Origin of the sequence: Citrobacter portucalensis (assembly GCF_023374935.1) — a bacterium.
Classification (GTDB): Bacteria; Pseudomonadota; Gammaproteobacteria; order Enterobacterales; family Enterobacteriaceae; genus Citrobacter; species Citrobacter portucalensis.
Window position 1 is genome coordinate 4,335,929 of sequence record NZ_CP092466.1, and the last position, 17,133, is coordinate 4,353,061.

The window sequence follows — 17,133 nt, forward strand, 5'->3', positions numbered from 1 at the left end:
CACCTTGCGAGTTTGTTAGTATTCTAACATCCGCTCGCTATTACACTTCGATATACATCACAGTTAATGAAAACCACATACAGATTTGCATTACTATAATGAGATCTACTTCAAATAAATCACCTTTTCTAAAGGGATGCGGTGGCATCAGGCGCATCCGGATCAAAGGTTGCGGCGGCGTTGCTTTCTACAATGGCGTTACACCTTCGGGATAAAAAGGAATCAACGATGCCCACTTCAAGCGAACTCGCGCTGCAACAGCGTTGCCAACAAATCGTGACCAGCCCAGTGCTCAGCCCTGAGCAGAAACGCCACTTTCTGGCGCTGGAAGCTGAAAACGCGCTGCCTTACCCGCAACTGCCTGCACAGGCACGTCAGGCGCTGGATGATGGGGTAATCTGCGATATGTACGAAGGTCATGCCCCGTTCAAACCGCGCTATGTTTTACCCGATTACGCGCGTTTTCTGGCCAATGGCTCATCGTGGCTGGAGCTGGAAGGCGCCAGGGATCTTGATGACGCGTTATCCTTACTCACTATTCTTTACCACCATGTTCCGTCAGTGACGTCTATGCCGGTTTATCTCGGTCAGCTCGATGCCCTGCTGCAACCGTATGTTAGAATTCTAACACAAGACGAGATCGATATTCGAATAAAACGTTTCTGGCGTTATCTCGACAGAACCCTGCCAGACGCGTTTATGCATGCCAATATCGGCCCCGCCGATACACCAGTTACTCGTGCAATTTTACGCGCAGATGCAGAGTTAAAGCAGGTTTCGCCTAATCTAACATTCATTTATGACCCGCAAATCACACCTGACGATCTGCTGCTCAACGTGGCGCAAAATATCTGCGAGTGCAGTAAGCCGCATATTTCCAACGGCCCTGAAAATGATAAAATTTTCACAAAAGGTCAGTATGGCGTCGTCAGTTGTTACAACTCTTTGCCGCTCGCCGGGGGTGGAAGCACGCTGGTCAGGCTTAATCTGAAAGCCATCGCAGAGCGCAGCACCTCTGTCGATGACTTCTTTACGCGCACCCTACCGCACTACTGCCAGCAGCAAATCGCCATCATTGATTCACGATGTGAATTCCTCTATGAGAAATCACATTTCTTTGAGAATAGCTTCCTCGTGCAGGAAGGGTTGATTGATCCCGAACGTTTTGTGCCTATGTTCGGGATGTATGGTCTGGCGGAGGCGGTTAACCTGCTGTGCGATAAGGCGGGACAGAATGCGCGCTATGGGAAAGATGAGTTCGCCAATCAGCTCGGCTATCGTATTAGCGCCTACCTGGCTGAGTTTGTCGAAAACACCCCGGTGAAATATGGCTGGAAGCAGCGCGCGATGCTGCATGCACAGTCGGGCATCAGTTCTGACATCGGCACCACGCCAGGGGCACGCCTGCCTTACGGCGATGAGCCGGACCCGATCACCCATCTGCAAACCGTCGCGCCACATCACGCGTTTTATCACGCCGGGATCAGCGACATTCTCACTCTGGATGAAACCATCAAGCGTAATCCTCAGGCGCTGGTACAGTTGTGCCACGGGGCGTTTAAAGCCGGAATGCGCGAGTTTACCGCCAACGTGAGCGGCAACGATCTGGTTCGCGTTACGGGTTATATGGTGCGCCTGTCGGATCTGGAAAAGTATCGCGCCGAAGGGTCACGAACCAACACCACCTGGCTTGGCGAAGAAGCCGCGCGCAATACGCGCATTCTGGAACGACAACCTCGCGTGATTAGCCATGAACAGCAGATGCGCTTTAGTCAGTAGGCTGATTCCTTTCTCCTGCGTCGATGGGCCGGGCAGTCGTCTGGCTCTGTTTCTGCAAGGATGTAATCTGCGCTGTAAAAATTGCCACAATCCGTGGACGATGGGACGCTGCAACGACTGCGGGGAGTGTGTGCTGCATTGCCCGCATGAGGCGCTGAACCTGAGCGCGGGGAAAGTGTGGTGGCAGTCCGATGTGTGTCAGCAGTGTGACACCTGCCTGCACATGTGCCCCCAGCAGGCCACGCCGATGGCGCAGAGTATGAGCGTTGATGAAGTGCTGCAACATATTCGTAAAGCGTCACTGTTTATCGAAGGGATAACCGTTAGTGGCGGTGAAGCGACTACCCAGCTCCCCTTTATTGTGGCGCTATTTACCGCGATAAAAACCGATCCGCAGTTGCAACACCTGACCTGCATGGTCGACAGCAACGGCATGCTGAGCGAAACCGGCTGGCAGAAGCTGCTGCCGGTGTGCGACGGCGTAATGCTGGATTTAAAAGCCTGGGACAGCACGTGTCATCGGCAGCTTACCGGCCGCGATAACACGCTGATTAAACAAAGTATTACCTTTTTGTCCGGGCAGAGAAAACTGGCGGAACTCCGCCTGCTGGTTATTCCTGGTCAGGAAGATTATCTACAGCATATCGATGCGCTGGCGGCGTTTATCAAACGCACCGGTGACGTACCGGTACGGCTGAATGCCTTTCATGCGCACGGGGTGTATGGCGAAGCGAAGGACTGGCCGAGTGCCACGCCGAAGGATGTGGAACACCTGGCGCAAAGATTGCGCGAGCGCGGGGTGGATAATTTGATCTTCCCGGCGCTGTACCTGTGATTGCCGGATGCGGCTACATCATTTGCAGGCCGGAGAAAACACAGCAGCCATCCGACGAAGTTATGCCTGATGCGCTTCGCTTATCAGGCCTACGAAGCGCATACTTTTGTAGGCCGGATAAGGCGCAGCCGCCATCCGGCAAAAATATGCCTGATGCGCTTCGCTTATCAGGCCTACGAAGCGGACACTTTTGTAGGCTGGGTACGCCTTCCAATCACATGTTAAACAACGCCGTGGTATTACGATACAGCGCGTCAGCGATCACGTCCGCAGGTTCCGGGCGCAGTTCGCATAAGACGTCAAAGACTCTGACTACCTGCTCCGGGCGGTTAGGCTGCCCCTGAAAGCCGTTGAGCGGCATATCCGGCGCGTCGGTTTCCAGCAACAGCGATTCCAGCGGAAGTTGCGCTATTACCTCGCGGGTTTTACTGGCGCGCGGATAGGTAATAGTGCCTCCCACGCCAATTTTGTATCCCAGTTGCACAAAGCGCTCTGCCTGCTGCACGCTCCCGGAAAAACCATGCACCACGCCAGTTCGTGGCAAAGTATGACGTTTCAGGTGCATCGCCAGCTTGTCATGGGTACGCCGCGAATGCAGGATCACCGGCAATTCATACCGCTTCGCCAGCTTTAGCTGCGCTTCCAGCACCCGCTCTTGCTTATCGAATTGCGGATCGTCCCGATACAGATCCAATCCAATCTCGCCTAGCGCCACCAGCTTTTGTGGGCGCTTATCCAGCTCCTGTTGCAACTGGTCCAGGCAGTCATCGCTATGTTGTTCAATAACAATGGGATGCAGACCAAGCGCGGCAAACAATGGAGGATAATTTTCCGCTAACGCCAGTACGCGGGGAAAATTCGCCGCCTGGGTGGCCGGAACGATAATGCTCTGTACACCAACCTCCACCGCGCGCTGAATGCTGGCAGATTCATCTCCGGTAAACGGCGGGAAATCAAAGTGACAATGCGTATCGATAAAACGATAACTCACGCCAAATCCTCATTATCAAACGTCGTGTCGTTCGCCTGAGGCGCATTGGTCACCACTGGCACATGGGCATCGTTGGCCACCGGCGCGGGAGGAACTACCACCGGCCCCGGCACCACAATCTTCGGCGTCTGACGAGGCAGCGGCGCATTTTTCGCCAGCAGCTTGCCGACTGTCGCCAGAAAGTAACGACCGCACAGGCGTCCGGTTTTGTAATCTTCCCGCAGCGCCGGAATACGGCTGCCCAACGCCATGCTATGGAGTGGTTTTGGCGGATAGATCTCAAAAATACGCAGCTTGCCCGGCGGCTTCTCAATAAAACTCTGGATAGCACGATAGCTGGTCTCATGATGCTGCACCAGATTCAGAAACGGTTGCAGGCTACTTTCACCCAACCAGCGCTCCATACGTTTGAACCACTGCGGGGTGTAGTACATTTGCGAAGGCACAGTGCGAATCACTACCAACGTTTTTGCCCCCTGCTTCGCTGCCTCCTGCACAGGTATGGCATCACTAACTCCTCCATCCAGATAGTTCACGCCGTCCAATACAACCCCTGTGCGGTAGAACCCGGGAATCGCGCTGGAGGCTCGAATGAGGTCGAGCCAGTTTTGCCGGTTCGGCGAAAAATAGCCGGGCGTGTAATCATCGCCCCGACAGGCGCACATATAAAACGCTTTCCCTGCGGCAAACAAACGCTCGGCGTTATCCATCGCCAGCGGCATCTGGGATGCGGTCGAATCCACGAGCCAGTCGAGATCGATTAAGTTTCCCCCGCGCACAAAGCGTACCGGGTCAAAAAACTCACGGCGGGTGGTGTAACGCATAATGACTTTACGGCCATAACCAGGCTGGTTACACAGATAGGCTGATAGGTTTTGTGCACCAGCAGACGTCCCATAGTAGAGATCAAAGGGATTGAACTGCGCACGCATGAATTCATCCAGTACGCCAGCGGTGAAAATGCCTCTTTGTCCCCCGCCCTCACACACCAGCGCCACACTGCCTGGTTGAAATGGACGTAACGATAACGGCGCAATATTACCGAGCGTGACGGGTATTCTCTGCCCCACCTCTGCCTTCCTGTTGTTTTGTAATAGAACAACAAAGTAACGCAAATTGCCTGACGCTAAAACCGTAAAAGCCAGTCCACTGGACTGGCTTGGTAGCAAGTTATCTTTACGGTTTACTTACTAGGGTCGTTTACGCCCTGTAAACAGGCTGACCAGAAACAGAATGATCCCCACCACGAAAACAATTTTCGCTGCGCCTGCAGCGGTACCAGCCAGTCCACCAAAACCCAGTGCGGCGGCAATTAACGCGATAACCAGAAATATGATGCCCCATCGAAACATGCGCTTCTCCTTTACCATAGTTAATGTCACCGCTTGTTATGAGCGCTCAGGCTGCTCATCGGCGATATTTTCAGTGTGGTGCACAACACGCCTCCCGACAAACGTCAGGAGGACGAATTAAGTCTAATTACTGAGTTTTGAGATCGTTTTTGACGCTTTTCACGCCATCAATCGCTTTGGCGATGCTCTCAGCACGATCGCTTTGAGCCTGTGAATCGACGGTGCCTGAAAGTTGCACTACGCCCTCGGTGGTCTCAACTTTCACCTTGCGGGAAGGGACGATATCATCGGCCAGCAGCTTGGCTTTTACCTCACTGGTGATTGCCGTATCGCCCGCATAGCCTTTAACGGAGGTGTCTTTACTATCACGCACATGCAGTTTGTCGCTAACGGAGGTCACGCCCTCAACGCCTTTCGCCACTTTCACCGCTTCTTCGGCCTGTGCCTGGCTTTCAACAAACCCGCTTAGTGTCACCACCTTTTGATCTGTTTTGACGGAAATATCGGTGCTCTTAATGCTTTCGTGGTCCACCAGCGCGGCTTTTACTTTCGCGGTGATGGTGCTGTCATCCATGAAATTACCGACTTTGTTCATAGAGCTATCGACTTTCTGCCCCGCACTTTCGACGCCGGATTGCGCTTTATCCATCGTGGCGTTTTCTGCATAAGCAGAACCCGTTGCAACAGCGGAGGTCAGCATCACGGCCAGCAGCGTTTTAGAAATCTTAAGTCCTGTCATTGTCATCGATGTATTCCTGTATGTTTTGCCAAACGCTATGCTCTGCCGTTAAACGGCTTGAGCCAGCAACTAATCTTGTAAGTGGAATAAATATCAGCAATAGACGCTGCAACAGGCAGCCTAAAAAGCATTAAACGCCGATATTTATGTCATCACATTGTTAAATATAGTTCACGATTTCGTGATCGCAGTCAGAATTGATTAAAAAACAGGCAAACAAAAGAAAAACGCGAGGTTTTAAGAACATTCCGCAAGGGATTTAAAAGACAGGAAAAGTTGCAGGACACGGCGGATACCGTGCCCTGGAAGGTCGATTAGTGTTCGCGTGTTTTACGGAACTGAACGTCCGGGTAACGTTCCTGGGTGAGATTCAGGTTAACCATGGTTGGTGCGATATAGGTGAGGTTATCGCCGCCATCCAGCGCCAGCTGAATTTCGTTCTTACGCTTAAATTCTTCGAATTTCTTCACGTCAGAACATTCTACCCAGCGCGCAGTCGCTACGTTGACAGATTCATAAATCGCTTCAACGTTGTACTCGCTCTTCAGACGTGAAACCACCACGTCAAACTGCAGCACACCCACCGCGCCCACGATGAGATCGTTATTGGCGATCGGACGGAATACCTGCACTGCGCCCTCTTCTGACAACTGAACCAGCCCTTTCAGCAGCTGTTTCTGCTTCAATGGATCCTTCAGGCGAATACGACGGAACAGCTCCGGTGCGAAGTTCGGAATACCGGTGAACTTCATCATTTCGCCCTGGGTAAAGGTATCGCCGATCTGGATAGTGCCGTGGTTATGCAGACCGAGAATATCGCCCGGATACGCTTCTTCCACATGAGAACGGTCACCGGCCATAAAGGTGAGTGCGTCGGAGATCACCACGTCTTTACCAATGCGCACCTGGCGCATTTTCATGCCTTTCTCATACTTGCCGGATACCACACGCATGAACGCCACGCGGTCACGGTGTTTCGGGTCCATGTTGGCCTGAATTTTAAACACGAAACCGGTGAACTTCTCTTCTGAGGCTTCGACGACGCGGGTGTCGGTTTTACGCGGCATCGGCGCAGGCGCCCACTCCACTAGGCCGTCCAGCATATGGTCAACGCCGAAGTTACCCAGCGCGGTACCGAAGAAGACCGGGGTGATTTCGCCCGCGAGGAACAGCTCATGGTCGAACTCGTTGGACGCGCCCTGCACCAGCTCCAGCTCGTCACGCAACTGCTGCGCCAGGTCTTCACCCACGGCAGCATCAAGTTCCGGGTTGTTCAGACCTTTAACAACACGCACTTCCTGAATGGTGTGGCCTTTACCGGTCTGATACAGGTAAGTTTCATCTTTATAAAGGTGATAGACACCTTTGAACAACTTACCGCAGCCAATCGGCCAGGTGATTGGCGCACAGCCGATTTTCAGTTCGTTCTCGACTTCATCCAGCAGCTCCATCGGATCGCGGATGTCACGGTCGAGTTTGTTCATAAAGGTCAGGATCGGCGTATCGCGCAGACGGGTAACTTCCATCAGCTTACGGGTACGATCTTCGACGCCTTTTGCAGCATCGATAACCATCAGGCAGCAGTCCACCGCCGTCAGAGTACGATAGGTATCTTCGGAGAAGTCTTCGTGCCCCGGGGTGTCCAGCAGGTTCACCAGGCAGTCATGATACGGAAACTGCATCACAGAGGTGGTAATGGAGATACCACGCTGCTTTTCCATTTCCATCCAGTCAGATTTTGCATGCTGGCTGGAGCCACGGCCTTTTACCGTACCGGCGGTCTGAATGGCCTGTCCGAATAACAGTACCTTTTCAGTAATTGTCGTTTTACCGGCATCCGGGTGAGAAATAATGGCAAAAGTGCGGCGTTTGGCCACCTCTTGCAAATAAGGAGACAACGTCATAGTCAAATCTTCTTAGGTAAGCACGGCAACGGGCCGGGCAAGTTGAATACGAAAAATTGCGGCTATTTTACCCATCAACGGGGGGGAGGCAATCAGTGTTTACACAGGAGCTGCTCCAGTTCGCTTAATGACGCTACGGTCCAGGTCGGCTGAATGCCCGCTGGCTGCTCGCGGTGGTGCGTATTTAGCCAGCAGGTGGATAGCCCGGCGTTAATGCCGCCAAGAATATCGGACTCTGCGGTGTCACCCACCATCAGCACGCGAGAACGGTCCGGATTACCCGCCTGCTCCAGCGCATGGTCAAAAATACGGGGGTCGGGTTTTGCCACCCCAACCTGCTCAGAAATCACCAGCAGGTCGAAATAGTCGCGCAGCCCCGTCCGCTCAAGTCGGATTTGCTGCAACGCGGTAAAACCGTTAGTAATGATGCCGATTTTCGTTTTATCACGAATCGCATTGAGCAGAGAAACTGCCCCCGGCAACGGTGAGCAGATCTCCGCCATCGCATTGATGAATGCGTCATTAAGCTGGCCCGGTTCAACCTTCAGGCGTTCGGCCCAGCTCTGAAAACGGGCATGCTGCAGTTGTAATGAGGTAATCGCGCCGTTTTGGTAATCCACCCACAGCGGTTTATTTACGGCCTGGTAGTCCTGAAAATCTTCAGCGGTAAAGGTAATGCTATAGTCGAGAAACATCCGCTGTAAGCCGGTAAACGAGTCAAACGTAAACAGCGTTTCGTCGGCATCAAAGAAAATCCAGTCCCACTTCTTCATCATTACACCTTATCTTACATGCTGATTGGCAACGCCATGATGATGGCGTCTTCGTGTCCATCGGCCGTTGGATAGTAGTTGCGACGGATCGTCGCCTCGTTAAAGCCTAAGCTTTCGTACAGCGCGATAGCGGCCGCATTCGAGGCGCGCACTTCAAGCCACAGGGTCAAAATGCCACGCTTTTCCAGCTCATCGATCAGATGCTCCAGCAGCTCACGTCCCAGGCCCCGGCGCTGAAAGTCAGGATCGACGGCGATATTGAACAACGTCGCTTCATCCAGTACGACCTGCGTAATTGCAAAAGCGGCCATCATGTCGTCAACCCTCAACTGAAAATTGAGGTAGCGATCGCCCTGGTTGCTGGCAAATGTTTTTTCACTCCACGGAAAAGCGTGGGCGCGTTTTTCAATCTGAAATGCTGCGGGTAAATCAGTCGGCTCGAGGGAAGAAATCGTGTTCATATGCGCAGATTTGTTGCCATAACGCGGCGCGTGCCGCTGGGTTTTCCCGTAATTCATTAAACGCAGGACTCTCGACCTGAGCGCCCTCCAGCAGCAGCGGCTCTTCGGTTCCCAGCCGCCAGCTATTACAGCGACTGCCTTGCGGCAGCATGGCGACACGGTCAGGCGTCAGTTGTAAAACCTGATCCGGGCTAACGGTTAATGCGCGTAAAATATCGCTGATCAACGGTTCGGTTAGCGCGGGTAACTGTGCAGCAACCATCACCAAACGGACATGCGCAGGAATGGAAATCGCGATCTCGCCCTGCAGTGCGCCAGGACGACGCAACGACCACTGCGTAATGCCCAGTTGCTGTAACTGCCAGTCTCGTCGGGATGTCATAGCGAAACACTCCTGTCTATCAGGGGCGCAAATATAGCAAATTTGTCGAATCCGTGCCATCAAACAACTATAATCCCCCGCTGTACAATTTAAGGAGCATTCCATGTCTGCTTTTACCCCGGCAAGTGAAGTCTTGCTGCGCCACAGTGATGATTTCGAACAAAGCCGTATTCTGTTTGCCGGTGATTTGCAGGATGACCTGCCTGCCCATTTTGAAAGCGCCGCCAGCCGTGCGCACACCCAGCAGCTTCACCACTGGCAGGTGCTTAACCGCCAGATGGGCGACAACGTCCGCTTCAGCCTCGTCGCGCAGGCCGATGACGTTGCCGATAGCGATACGCTGATCTACTACTGGCCGAAGAATAAGCCGGAAGCCCAGTTCCAGTTGATGAACATTCTGTCGCTGTTACCGGTGGGCACCGATATTTTTGTTGTCGGTGAGAATCGCAGCGGCGTACGTAGCGCAGAGCAGATGCTGGCCGAATACGCACCGTTAAACAAAGTCGACAGCGCACGTCGCTGTGGCCTGTACCACGGTCGTCTGGAAAAACAGCCGGTCTTTGATGCAGAAAAATACTGGGATGAATACCAGACAGAAAATCTGACCATCAAAACGCTGCCGGGCGTCTTCAGCCGTGACGGTCTGGATGTTGGCAGCCAACTGCTGCTCTCCACGCTGACGCCGCACACCAAAGGCAAAGTGCTGGATGTCGGCTGTGGCGCAGGCGTTCTCTCCGTCGCCTTAGCCAGCCACTCGCCGAAAGTGCGCTTAACCCTGTGCGATGTTAGCGCCGCCGCCGTTGAAGCCAGCCGCGCAACGCTTGCAGCTAATGGCATTGAAGGTGACGTCATCGCCAGTAACGTCTTTTCTGACGTGACGGGTCGTTTTGATATGATCATCTCCAACCCGCCGTTCCACGACGGTATGCAGACCAGCCTTGATGCCGCACAAACGCTGATTCGTGGCGCAGTGCGTCATCTCAACAGCGGTGGTGAACTGCGTATTGTGGCGAACGCCTTCCTGCCTTATCCGAAGGTACTGGATGAAGTGTTTGGCTTCCATGAAGTTATCGCGCAGACCGGACGTTTCAAGGTCTATCGCACCGTGATGACGCGCCAGGCGAAGAAAGCTTAACTGCTCCAGGCCAGATAAGGCGTTTACGCCGCCATCCGGCGTGACACCGAGCAACGCCGGATAGCGCTATCGCTTATCCGGCCTACATAAAACGCCAAAAACCGAAGAAACGCCTTTTTTTTCGGCAATCACGTTAAGTTCGAAAATTAACTGTTGACGCCCTGCATAAAATCTCTAGAATTCGCCCCCGTGGTAACGATACTTTTTGAGTGTCGATGGTATGCGAAGGTGGCGGAATTGGTAGACGCGCTAGCTTCAGGTGTTAGTGTCCTTTCGGACGTGGGGGTTCAAGTCCCCCCCCTCGCACCATAATCCACGTTGATATTGCTCGCACTGGGCGAAGGTGGCGGAATTGGTAGACGCGCTAGCTTCAGGTGTTAGTGTCCTTAGGATGTGGGGGTTCGAGTCCCCCCCCTCGCACCAACGAAGCGATATCAAAAAAATAAGATGACTGTGCGAAGGTGGCGGAATTGGTAGACGCGCTAGCTTCAGGTGTTAGTGTCCTTAGGATGTGGGGGTTCGAGTCCCCCCCCTCGCACCAATTATCTTATTTCCCTCTCGATTTCCTTCTCTGTTTTGTTCATCCCTGATTCCAGTTCATCATTACCAAAACAATGCCACCAATCAGTGCCGCGCATGAAGGTAACAAAACAAAGTGACGTAAACGTTTGTGGTACAGCATGAGCGAAGTCAGCAGTAATCCTAATACAATCATCACCTTCCATACGTAGACCGACAGGTCGCTATATGCCATCCCGGCAATCAGCATTCCCGGCAGCAGAACACCCCATCCACTGCCCAGCGTACGTTGCAACATGATTTCACCTATGACATTGATAATGATAACCAATATCATATGATAAAATTTCTCATTTGTCAGCCGTGAAGCACTATCAATTATATGAGTTTTACTTAACGATTGATGACATGAATAATCCAAGGTGATAAATTGCTCACCGGTTAGCTCTTCAACTAAAAACAATAAAAACCTCTGCGAATGATACCCCGTTCGTTATTTGTTTTATTTACCAACACACCTTCGTACATTGCAGATAACTAACAATATTTACCTATGACAGTACAATCCTGGCGAACTCTGCGCACAAAAAAATACCAACTCTCTTTACGACTGTTTCTACTGCTCAACGCAGTCTCCGCGCTGTTTACGCTTTTTTTCCCACTGTTTGCGGTCAAAGCCTTATCAGTACCGGCGTTGCTGATGCTGGTGATGAGTACACTGCTGCTGGTATGGCATGGGAAATACGCGGATAAAAGAATTAATCTCCCTTTTATTTCAATCGTTTTTGGCTTGTTATGGGCGTTACATATATTCTTGAAATATAACGCTCTAGGTCAGAATGATTATTATTTCCTGTTAATAGCGCTGCTCAGCGTACTGTTTATTGGCTCTATCGCTTTTGCCAATAATATCATCGCGTTTACGCTCCACTCACTCCCCTCCGTCGCCGTTTGTTTATGGCTTAACGGCAGCGAACATGGTTTGCGGATTTTCTATTTTATGGCGCTGCCTATGGCCGGTATCGCCATCCAGCATGTGATACAAAAGCGCTACGATGGATTCGCTCAGCAACTGATGTACAAACTGCTGGAGGAAAGGGAAACCCTGAACGGGCTCAGCATGCTCGACCCGCTAACCGGTTTGTATAATCGCCGGGGGCTGCAACACCGGCTCGATACGCTGTTGGCTCTGAGTAATTCGAGGCACTTCGTTCTGCTGCTGGATATCGACCATTTCAAATCCTATAACGATCATTACGGACATATGATGGGCGACCAGGCGTTGATCCGTGTTTCTGCCGCCATCCGAGACTCCGTACGCTCCCGGGACGTGGTGGCGCGTTTTGGCGGTGAAGAGTTTATGATTTTGCTGACCGCGGTCGATCCACAGCAGGCCCAGGCTGCCGCCGAACGTATCCGCCAGAAAGTGTACGACCTTAAAATCCCTCACATGTTTAATGAGAGCGTGGCAACCAACGTAACCGTCAGTATCGGCATTGCACCTCTGGTAGAACAGGATATTGATGCTGCTATCGCCAAAGCGGATAAAGCCCTTTACGAGGCCAAGAATCTTGGGCGTAACAATACCCTGGTCAGCGATGAGCTGCGGGTAAACTGCCCCTCTACCTGAGCTTTCTGTGCGCTGCCGCTCGGGATGGCGACAAAGATCTTGCCATCGCTCAATGTCAATTATAGGATTAGCAATCATTATCATTAAGATTAACATCCTTATATCGACATGGCTTATCGTTCCGCACCGATCGTTGAAGATGTCATCTGGCGTAGCCATCTCCCCTCAGAGATGCCCTCGCTGGCTGCAGCCGTACGCGCAACGATAGCCAAAACTCGCGAGCACCTGCTGGACTTCATTCGTCTTGACGAAACGCCTGTGCCAGGTGCAATGACGCTGCATGAATGGACGCAACCGGCGACGCTTAGCTCGCTGCTGGCCGTTTATTCAGACCATATCTATCGCAACCAGCCCACGCTACCCCGCGAAAATAAGCCCCTGATTTCTCTTTGGGCGCAATGGTATATCGGCCTGATGATGCCTCCGTTAATGGTGGCCCTACTGACGCAAAAAGAGGCTATCGACGTCTCTCCTGAACATATGCGCGTAGAGTTTCACGAAACAGGCCGTGCGGCCTGCTTCTGGATCGACGTCCATCAGGATCACCAGGCTACAGCCCTGTCTCCTCAACAACGCATGGAAACGCTGATTCTCTCAGCGCTGACGCCGGTTGTGCAGGCGTTGGAAGCAACTGACGAGATCAACGCGAAGCTTATCTGGAGCAACACCGGATATTTAATTCACTGGTATTTAACGGAAATGAAGCCGTTGCTAGGTGAGGAACTGCTGGCCACGCTGCGCCAGACCTGCTTTTTTGAGAAACAACTCTCCTGCGGTCAGGATAACCCTCTATGGCGAACCGTTGTTCCGCGTGAGGGGCTGTTAGTACGCAGAACCTGCTGCCAACGCTATCGCCTGCCTGACGTTCAGCAATGCGGAGACTGCACGCTGAAGTAAGCGAGGAGCCGTAGCCCCTCGCCAGATATTTATGCAACCTGCTGGTTTTCCTCTTCCATACGCTGCGCCTCTTCTTTTTCCTGCGCCAATAGCTGCTTTTCGTAGACTTTAAAGAACGGGAAGTAGATAACGGCCGACACCAGCGCCAACAGCACCACCAGAATAGCCGCACGATAATCCCAGCCTAATGCCCATGCCGCGCCAACCGGTGCCGGTGCGGTCCAGGGAACCACTGAAATGACCCGCCCAATTAAATCCAGTTTCATCGCCGCCCAGGCCAGTACCGCATTCACCATTGGAGCCAGCAGGAAGGGGATAAAAAACACCGGGTTCATGACAATCGGCGTACCGAATATCACCGGTTCGTTAATATTAAAAATGCTGGGGACTACGCTCAAACGTCCAATCGAGCGTAGATGAGCGGAACGACTACGCAGATAGCAAATCACCAACCCCATCGTCGCGCCGGAACCACCCACCACAATGAAGAACGTCCAGAACGCTTCCATAAAGATATGTGGTAAAGGTGCGCCCTGCGCCAGCGCCGACTGGTTCATCCCGAGATTGGTGAGCCAGAACATTTGCAGCATCCCCGACACAATTGCCGCGCCGTGAATACCCGCAAACCACAGCAGATGACCGATCAGTACCGCCAAAAGTATCGCCGGCAGAGAATCTGCAGCCGACACCAGTGGTTTAAAGATGGCCATAATGGCCTGCGGGATCAGCATGTCAAACTGCGACTGTATCACCAGGCTCAGCGGGTACAGCGTTAGCACCACCACCAGCACCGGGATCAGCAGATCGAAGGAGTTTTTGATCATCGGCGGCACCTGATCGGGTAAACGGATGCCGATGTTGTGCGCCTTCAGGAAGCGCATCATTTCAACGCAGTAAATGGCCACCAGGATGGCGGTGAAAATCCCCGTGCCTCCCAGGCTATCAACCGGCATCGTGCCTTTGGTTTTCGGTGCGGCAATCAGCAAAAAAGCCATGATTGATAGCATCGCACACATAAACGGATCTAACTGATACGACTTCACATAGTGCTTGCCCAGGTTATAGGCAATTGCCGCACATATGTAGACCGACATGATCCCCATCGTCATATCAAACGGGGTGAGGATTTGGCCTTCAAACTGTTTTGCCAGATCCAGCCACGCACGGGCGAATCCCCAGGTGGTATCCGGAGAAAACGGCGGATAGGCAAAAACCAGCAGAAAAGAGCCTACAATCATAAAAGGCATCGCCGAAATAAAACCGTCGCGAATGGCCATTACATGTCGTTGTGAAGAGATGCGCCCGGCAACAGGGCTGACGTAATTTTCAACAAAGCGGAAAATCACGTTAAACACAGCATGGTTAGTAGACATAGCCGTTCTCCCGTTGTGCAAAACCCTGCAACCGTGCTGGAATCAACACCACCACGTAAAGCCCATTACTACTTTTCGCAACCGTGCCGGGAGGAACAACAGCACTACCGCTTTTCGAGTTAAGTTTCATAGATGGCTCTTATTATGTGATACAGAGGAAGTGACAACTTCAGTATTAATCGTCATTTCAGCATTCTGCAACCGGTTACTGTAACCGGTTTCTTTGATTGTGAAGACGATCGAAAAACTGCCAATGTTGCTATGTTGTTACAATAAAATATTTACAGTGTGGTTGCCCCTATGACAAATTACATCCTGCAGTTTTCTGCTGTGCAGGGCTATCTGTAAGCGATAGGGAGAGAAGAATGAGTTTGCAATCAGTACGCCAATTCCTGGCGCAACATGCACCAGATATTGAGATCATCGAATTAAACCAGAGCACAGCAACCGTTGATCTGGCAGCAAAAGCCCATAACGTTGAACCTGGCCAAATAGCGAAAACACTTTCGCTAAAGGTGAAGAACGATATCATCCTGGTCGTGGCAAAAGGCGATGCCCGACTGGATAATAAAAAGCTAAAGAGTACGTTCGGTGCCAAAGCCCGAATGTTAAGTAGTGATGAGGTCGTGAACGCGACGGGGCACCCCGTTGGCGGCGTTTGCCCCTTCGGATTAGAAACACCGATATCAGTGTACTGTGATGTTTCTCTGAAGCACTACGCTGAAGTGCTGCCTGCCGCAGGTGCCATCCACAGCGCAGTTCGCATCACGCCTGAAAGGATGGCTGAACTGACTTCTGCCACCTGGGTTGACGTGTGTCAGTAATGTTTCACGCGCTAAACCTGCGACCAAACCCGGCAAGAAACACGTCAATGTTGCCCGTCACGAAACCGCCTGCATAAAAGGCGCTGGCTCGCCAGCACGCAGATACAACAGGATGTCAGCGGCATCCAATAACCCGGCATCCGAGCTGACCCCCAGTTTGGACATCACATTAAATTTGTGTGCCCGAATGGTTTTGATGTTCCGTTCAAGCTGAACAGCAATCTGTGGCATCGAATAGCCATTCGACATAAAGCGCAGTATTTCTCGTTCTGTCGGACTGAGCATACGGCTTTGATTAATATACCAATGGTTTTTCGTGCCTTCGGTTCCCCGACCAGGGCTGCTTAACGCCGTAAATAACGCGTCCTGCAACACCGTTAACGAAGAAGCTTTACTCACAACGCCATCTAACGGCAAGGGGGACAGGGAACCAATTAAACGCGCTTCAGCATCATCATCGGCAATCACCACACGGCGAATCCGCGGATAATTTATCGCCAGCTCCGTTAAATAGGCCAACCCTGCCCTACGATCGGTTCTGATTGCAGAGAGGGAAAAAATAACTGCCGAAAACGACATCTTTAACATTGCCTGGCTAAAAGCGGGCTGGTTTGAAAAGAGATGAAGTTTATATTGGTCATCCGGCATGGTATTAAATAAACTCTTAATACCCACGCTGCTCATCGTGCACTTTTCTACCAGTGCAACGTTTCTTTTGATGATTCTGCTTTCCATTCCGTGGTTTCTCCATAAACTGAAGGTAAATTAAGTTCTCGCGATCCTTGAGAACTATTTATCCAGGCATACATTTCTGCATTGCTATTTATCGACAAGCGACGCATAGCGCTATTCTTTTGGGCGCTGATTGTTTTATTGCTTTTCTTCAGTAGCGTCGCAATCTGGTTGATTCCCCAGCCTTTCCCAAGGAGGCGCAATACTTTCCTTTCAGAGAGAGTGAGAACGATAGATCGTACGCTATGATCTAACAATTGTGGCATAGCGGGCGGAGAGAGCAGCGCCTTGCTTATTCTCTCTGCGCGTGTATTTCCCGCGTGAATGACATTCACTAAACTTTCAATCGGCTCTGCGTCAGAGAGCAGCGAACTGACAGGACACATCAGTAGTTCAACAGCCAGAGGATAAAAAATACGAGATACGAGAAATACCCAGTGAATATCACGATATTGAGATAATAAAGAATAATATTGTTCGCAGACTGAACGAGGATAATTGCAGTCTCCGGTTAAATCAGCAATCACCAAATCAGCACACCGTAGCTGTAATAACGTCAGTTCTTCAACAGAACGACAGTAGGTAAGTTCGTAATCGGCGAACTGCGCCTGCATTACACCTTTAAGTCCGGTTTGTATAATCGGTGATTTACTAATAATAATTGCGTTTTTGCAGCGTCCTGGCAACATATCCCCTCCACACTCACCAGTCCGTAATCGTACTTAATTCAAATTTTCCAATAAAATTAATAGCTATTAATTCACGGGAAAATACTCCGAACAATAAACGGGGTGAATTGCTTATCCT

General features: G+C 51.6%; 18 protein-coding genes and 3 tRNA genes. 9 read left to right on the forward strand and 12 right to left on the reverse strand.

Features of this window, described 5'->3' with window-relative positions:
* Positions 1-228: 228 nt before the first annotated feature.
* Both LY264_RS21000 and LY264_RS21005 read left to right on the forward strand, forming a co-directional pair.
* The gene (locus tag LY264_RS21000; protein ID WP_048227133.1) at positions 229-1,779 is read left to right on the forward strand and encodes a YjjI family glycine radical enzyme; all 1,551 of its coding nucleotides are present in this window, start codon (positions 229-231) and stop codon (positions 1,777-1,779) included.
* On the forward strand, positions 1,751-2,614 hold the full coding sequence (locus tag LY264_RS21005; protein ID WP_048227134.1) for a YjjW family glycine radical enzyme activase: 864 nt from the start codon (positions 1,751-1,753) through the stop codon (positions 2,612-2,614). Before LY264_RS21000 ends, LY264_RS21005 begins: the two co-directional genes overlap by 29 nt.
* 214 nt (positions 2,615-2,828) lie before the next feature.
* Here LY264_RS21005 and LY264_RS21010 read toward each other — a convergent pair whose 3' ends face one another.
* The 8 genes from LY264_RS21010 to holD form a co-directional block, all read right to left on the reverse strand.
* Positions 2,829-3,605, reverse strand: coding sequence for a metal-dependent hydrolase (locus LY264_RS21010; protein ID WP_048214992.1), 777 nt, complete (start codon positions 3,603-3,605; stop codon positions 2,829-2,831).
* Positions 3,602-4,675 (reverse strand): patatin-like phospholipase family protein, encoded by a 1,074-nt coding sequence (locus tag LY264_RS21015; protein WP_048214993.1) that lies wholly within the window; start codon positions 4,673-4,675, stop codon positions 3,602-3,604. Before LY264_RS21015 ends, LY264_RS21010 begins: the two co-directional genes overlap by 4 nt.
* A gap of 120 nt (positions 4,676-4,795) precedes the next feature.
* On the reverse strand, positions 4,796-4,957 hold the full coding sequence (locus LY264_RS21020) for a DUF1328 domain-containing protein (RefSeq protein WP_003019081.1): 162 nt from the start codon (positions 4,955-4,957) through the stop codon (positions 4,796-4,798).
* A gap of 127 nt (positions 4,958-5,084) precedes the next feature.
* On the reverse strand, positions 5,085-5,702 hold the full coding sequence (osmY, locus tag LY264_RS21025) for a molecular chaperone OsmY (RefSeq protein ID WP_032942312.1): 618 nt from the start codon (positions 5,700-5,702) through the stop codon (positions 5,085-5,087).
* A gap of 308 nt (positions 5,703-6,010) precedes the next feature.
* The gene (gene prfC, locus LY264_RS21030) at positions 6,011-7,600 is read right to left on the reverse strand and encodes a peptide chain release factor 3 (RefSeq protein WP_003829982.1); all 1,590 of its coding nucleotides are present in this window, start codon (positions 7,598-7,600) and stop codon (positions 6,011-6,013) included.
* A gap of 92 nt (positions 7,601-7,692) precedes the next feature.
* On the reverse strand, positions 7,693-8,373 hold the full coding sequence (gene yjjG / locus LY264_RS21035; protein WP_008786125.1) for a pyrimidine 5'-nucleotidase: 681 nt from the start codon (positions 8,371-8,373) through the stop codon (positions 7,693-7,695).
* A gap of 14 nt (positions 8,374-8,387) precedes the next feature.
* Positions 8,388-8,834, reverse strand: a complete 447-nt coding sequence (gene rimI, locus LY264_RS21040; RefSeq protein WP_048227135.1) for a ribosomal protein S18-alanine N-acetyltransferase — start codon at positions 8,832-8,834, stop codon at positions 8,388-8,390.
* Entirely contained in the window at positions 8,803-9,216 is a 414-nt protein-coding gene (gene holD, locus LY264_RS21045; RefSeq protein ID WP_003829988.1) for a DNA polymerase III subunit psi, read from the reverse strand. Before holD ends, rimI begins: the two co-directional genes overlap by 32 nt.
* Before the next feature lie 103 nt (positions 9,217-9,319).
* Between holD and rsmC the strand changes: the two genes are divergently transcribed.
* The 4 genes from rsmC to LY264_RS21065 all read left to right on the forward strand — a co-directional run bounded on the left by rsmC (position 9,320) and on the right by LY264_RS21065 (position 10,892).
* Entirely contained in the window at positions 9,320-10,351 is a 1,032-nt protein-coding gene (rsmC, locus tag LY264_RS21050; RefSeq protein ID WP_008786123.1) for a 16S rRNA (guanine(1207)-N(2))-methyltransferase RsmC, read from the forward strand.
* 222 nt (positions 10,352-10,573) lie between these two features.
* Positions 10,574-10,660 (forward strand) — tRNA-Leu (locus LY264_RS21055).
* A 28-nt stretch (positions 10,661-10,688) separates the two neighbouring features.
* Positions 10,689-10,774: transfer RNA gene (locus LY264_RS21060), tRNA-Leu, on the forward strand.
* A 32-nt stretch (positions 10,775-10,806) separates the two neighbouring features.
* Positions 10,807-10,892 (forward strand) — tRNA-Leu (locus LY264_RS21065).
* 39 nt (positions 10,893-10,931) lie between these two features.
* On the opposite strand, the gene LY264_RS21070 is transcribed toward LY264_RS21065, so the two are convergent.
* On the reverse strand, positions 10,932-11,168 hold the full coding sequence (locus LY264_RS21070) for a DUF1435 domain-containing protein (protein ID WP_003019100.1): 237 nt from the start codon (positions 11,166-11,168) through the stop codon (positions 10,932-10,934).
* Positions 11,169-11,423: 255 nt separating this feature from the next.
* On the opposite strand from LY264_RS21070, the gene LY264_RS21075 reads away from it, so the two are divergent.
* Complete coding sequence (locus LY264_RS21075; protein ID WP_003829994.1) at positions 11,424-12,500, forward strand: GGDEF domain-containing protein; 1,077 nt, start codon at positions 11,424-11,426, stop codon at positions 12,498-12,500.
* A 108-nt stretch (positions 12,501-12,608) separates the two neighbouring features.
* A complete protein-coding gene (gene fhuF / locus LY264_RS21080; protein ID WP_048227136.1) occupies positions 12,609-13,397 on the forward strand; it encodes a siderophore-iron reductase FhuF in 789 nt (262 codons plus the stop codon).
* A gap of 29 nt (positions 13,398-13,426) precedes the next feature.
* Here fhuF and LY264_RS21085 read toward each other — a convergent pair whose 3' ends face one another.
* Positions 13,427-14,770, reverse strand: a complete 1,344-nt coding sequence (locus tag LY264_RS21085; RefSeq protein ID WP_003845615.1) for a PTS sugar transporter subunit IIC — start codon at positions 14,768-14,770, stop codon at positions 13,427-13,429.
* Positions 14,771-15,135: 365 nt separating this feature from the next.
* Here LY264_RS21085 and LY264_RS21090 point away from each other — a divergent pair, with 365 nt between their 5' ends.
* Entirely contained in the window at positions 15,136-15,594 is a 459-nt protein-coding gene (locus tag LY264_RS21090) for a YbaK/EbsC family protein (RefSeq protein ID WP_003830001.1), read from the forward strand.
* Positions 15,595-15,651: 57 nt separating this feature from the next.
* Here LY264_RS21090 and bglJ read toward each other — a convergent pair whose 3' ends face one another.
* A complete protein-coding gene (gene bglJ, locus LY264_RS21095; RefSeq protein ID WP_048214999.1) occupies positions 15,652-16,329 on the reverse strand; it encodes a DNA-binding transcriptional activator BglJ in 678 nt (225 codons plus the stop codon).
* On the reverse strand, positions 16,290-17,015 hold the full coding sequence (locus tag LY264_RS21100; protein WP_048227137.1) for a helix-turn-helix transcriptional regulator: 726 nt from the start codon (positions 17,013-17,015) through the stop codon (positions 16,290-16,292). The genes bglJ and LY264_RS21100 overlap by 40 nt, the downstream gene beginning before the upstream one ends.
* Between the last annotated feature and the right edge of the window lie 118 nt (positions 17,016-17,133).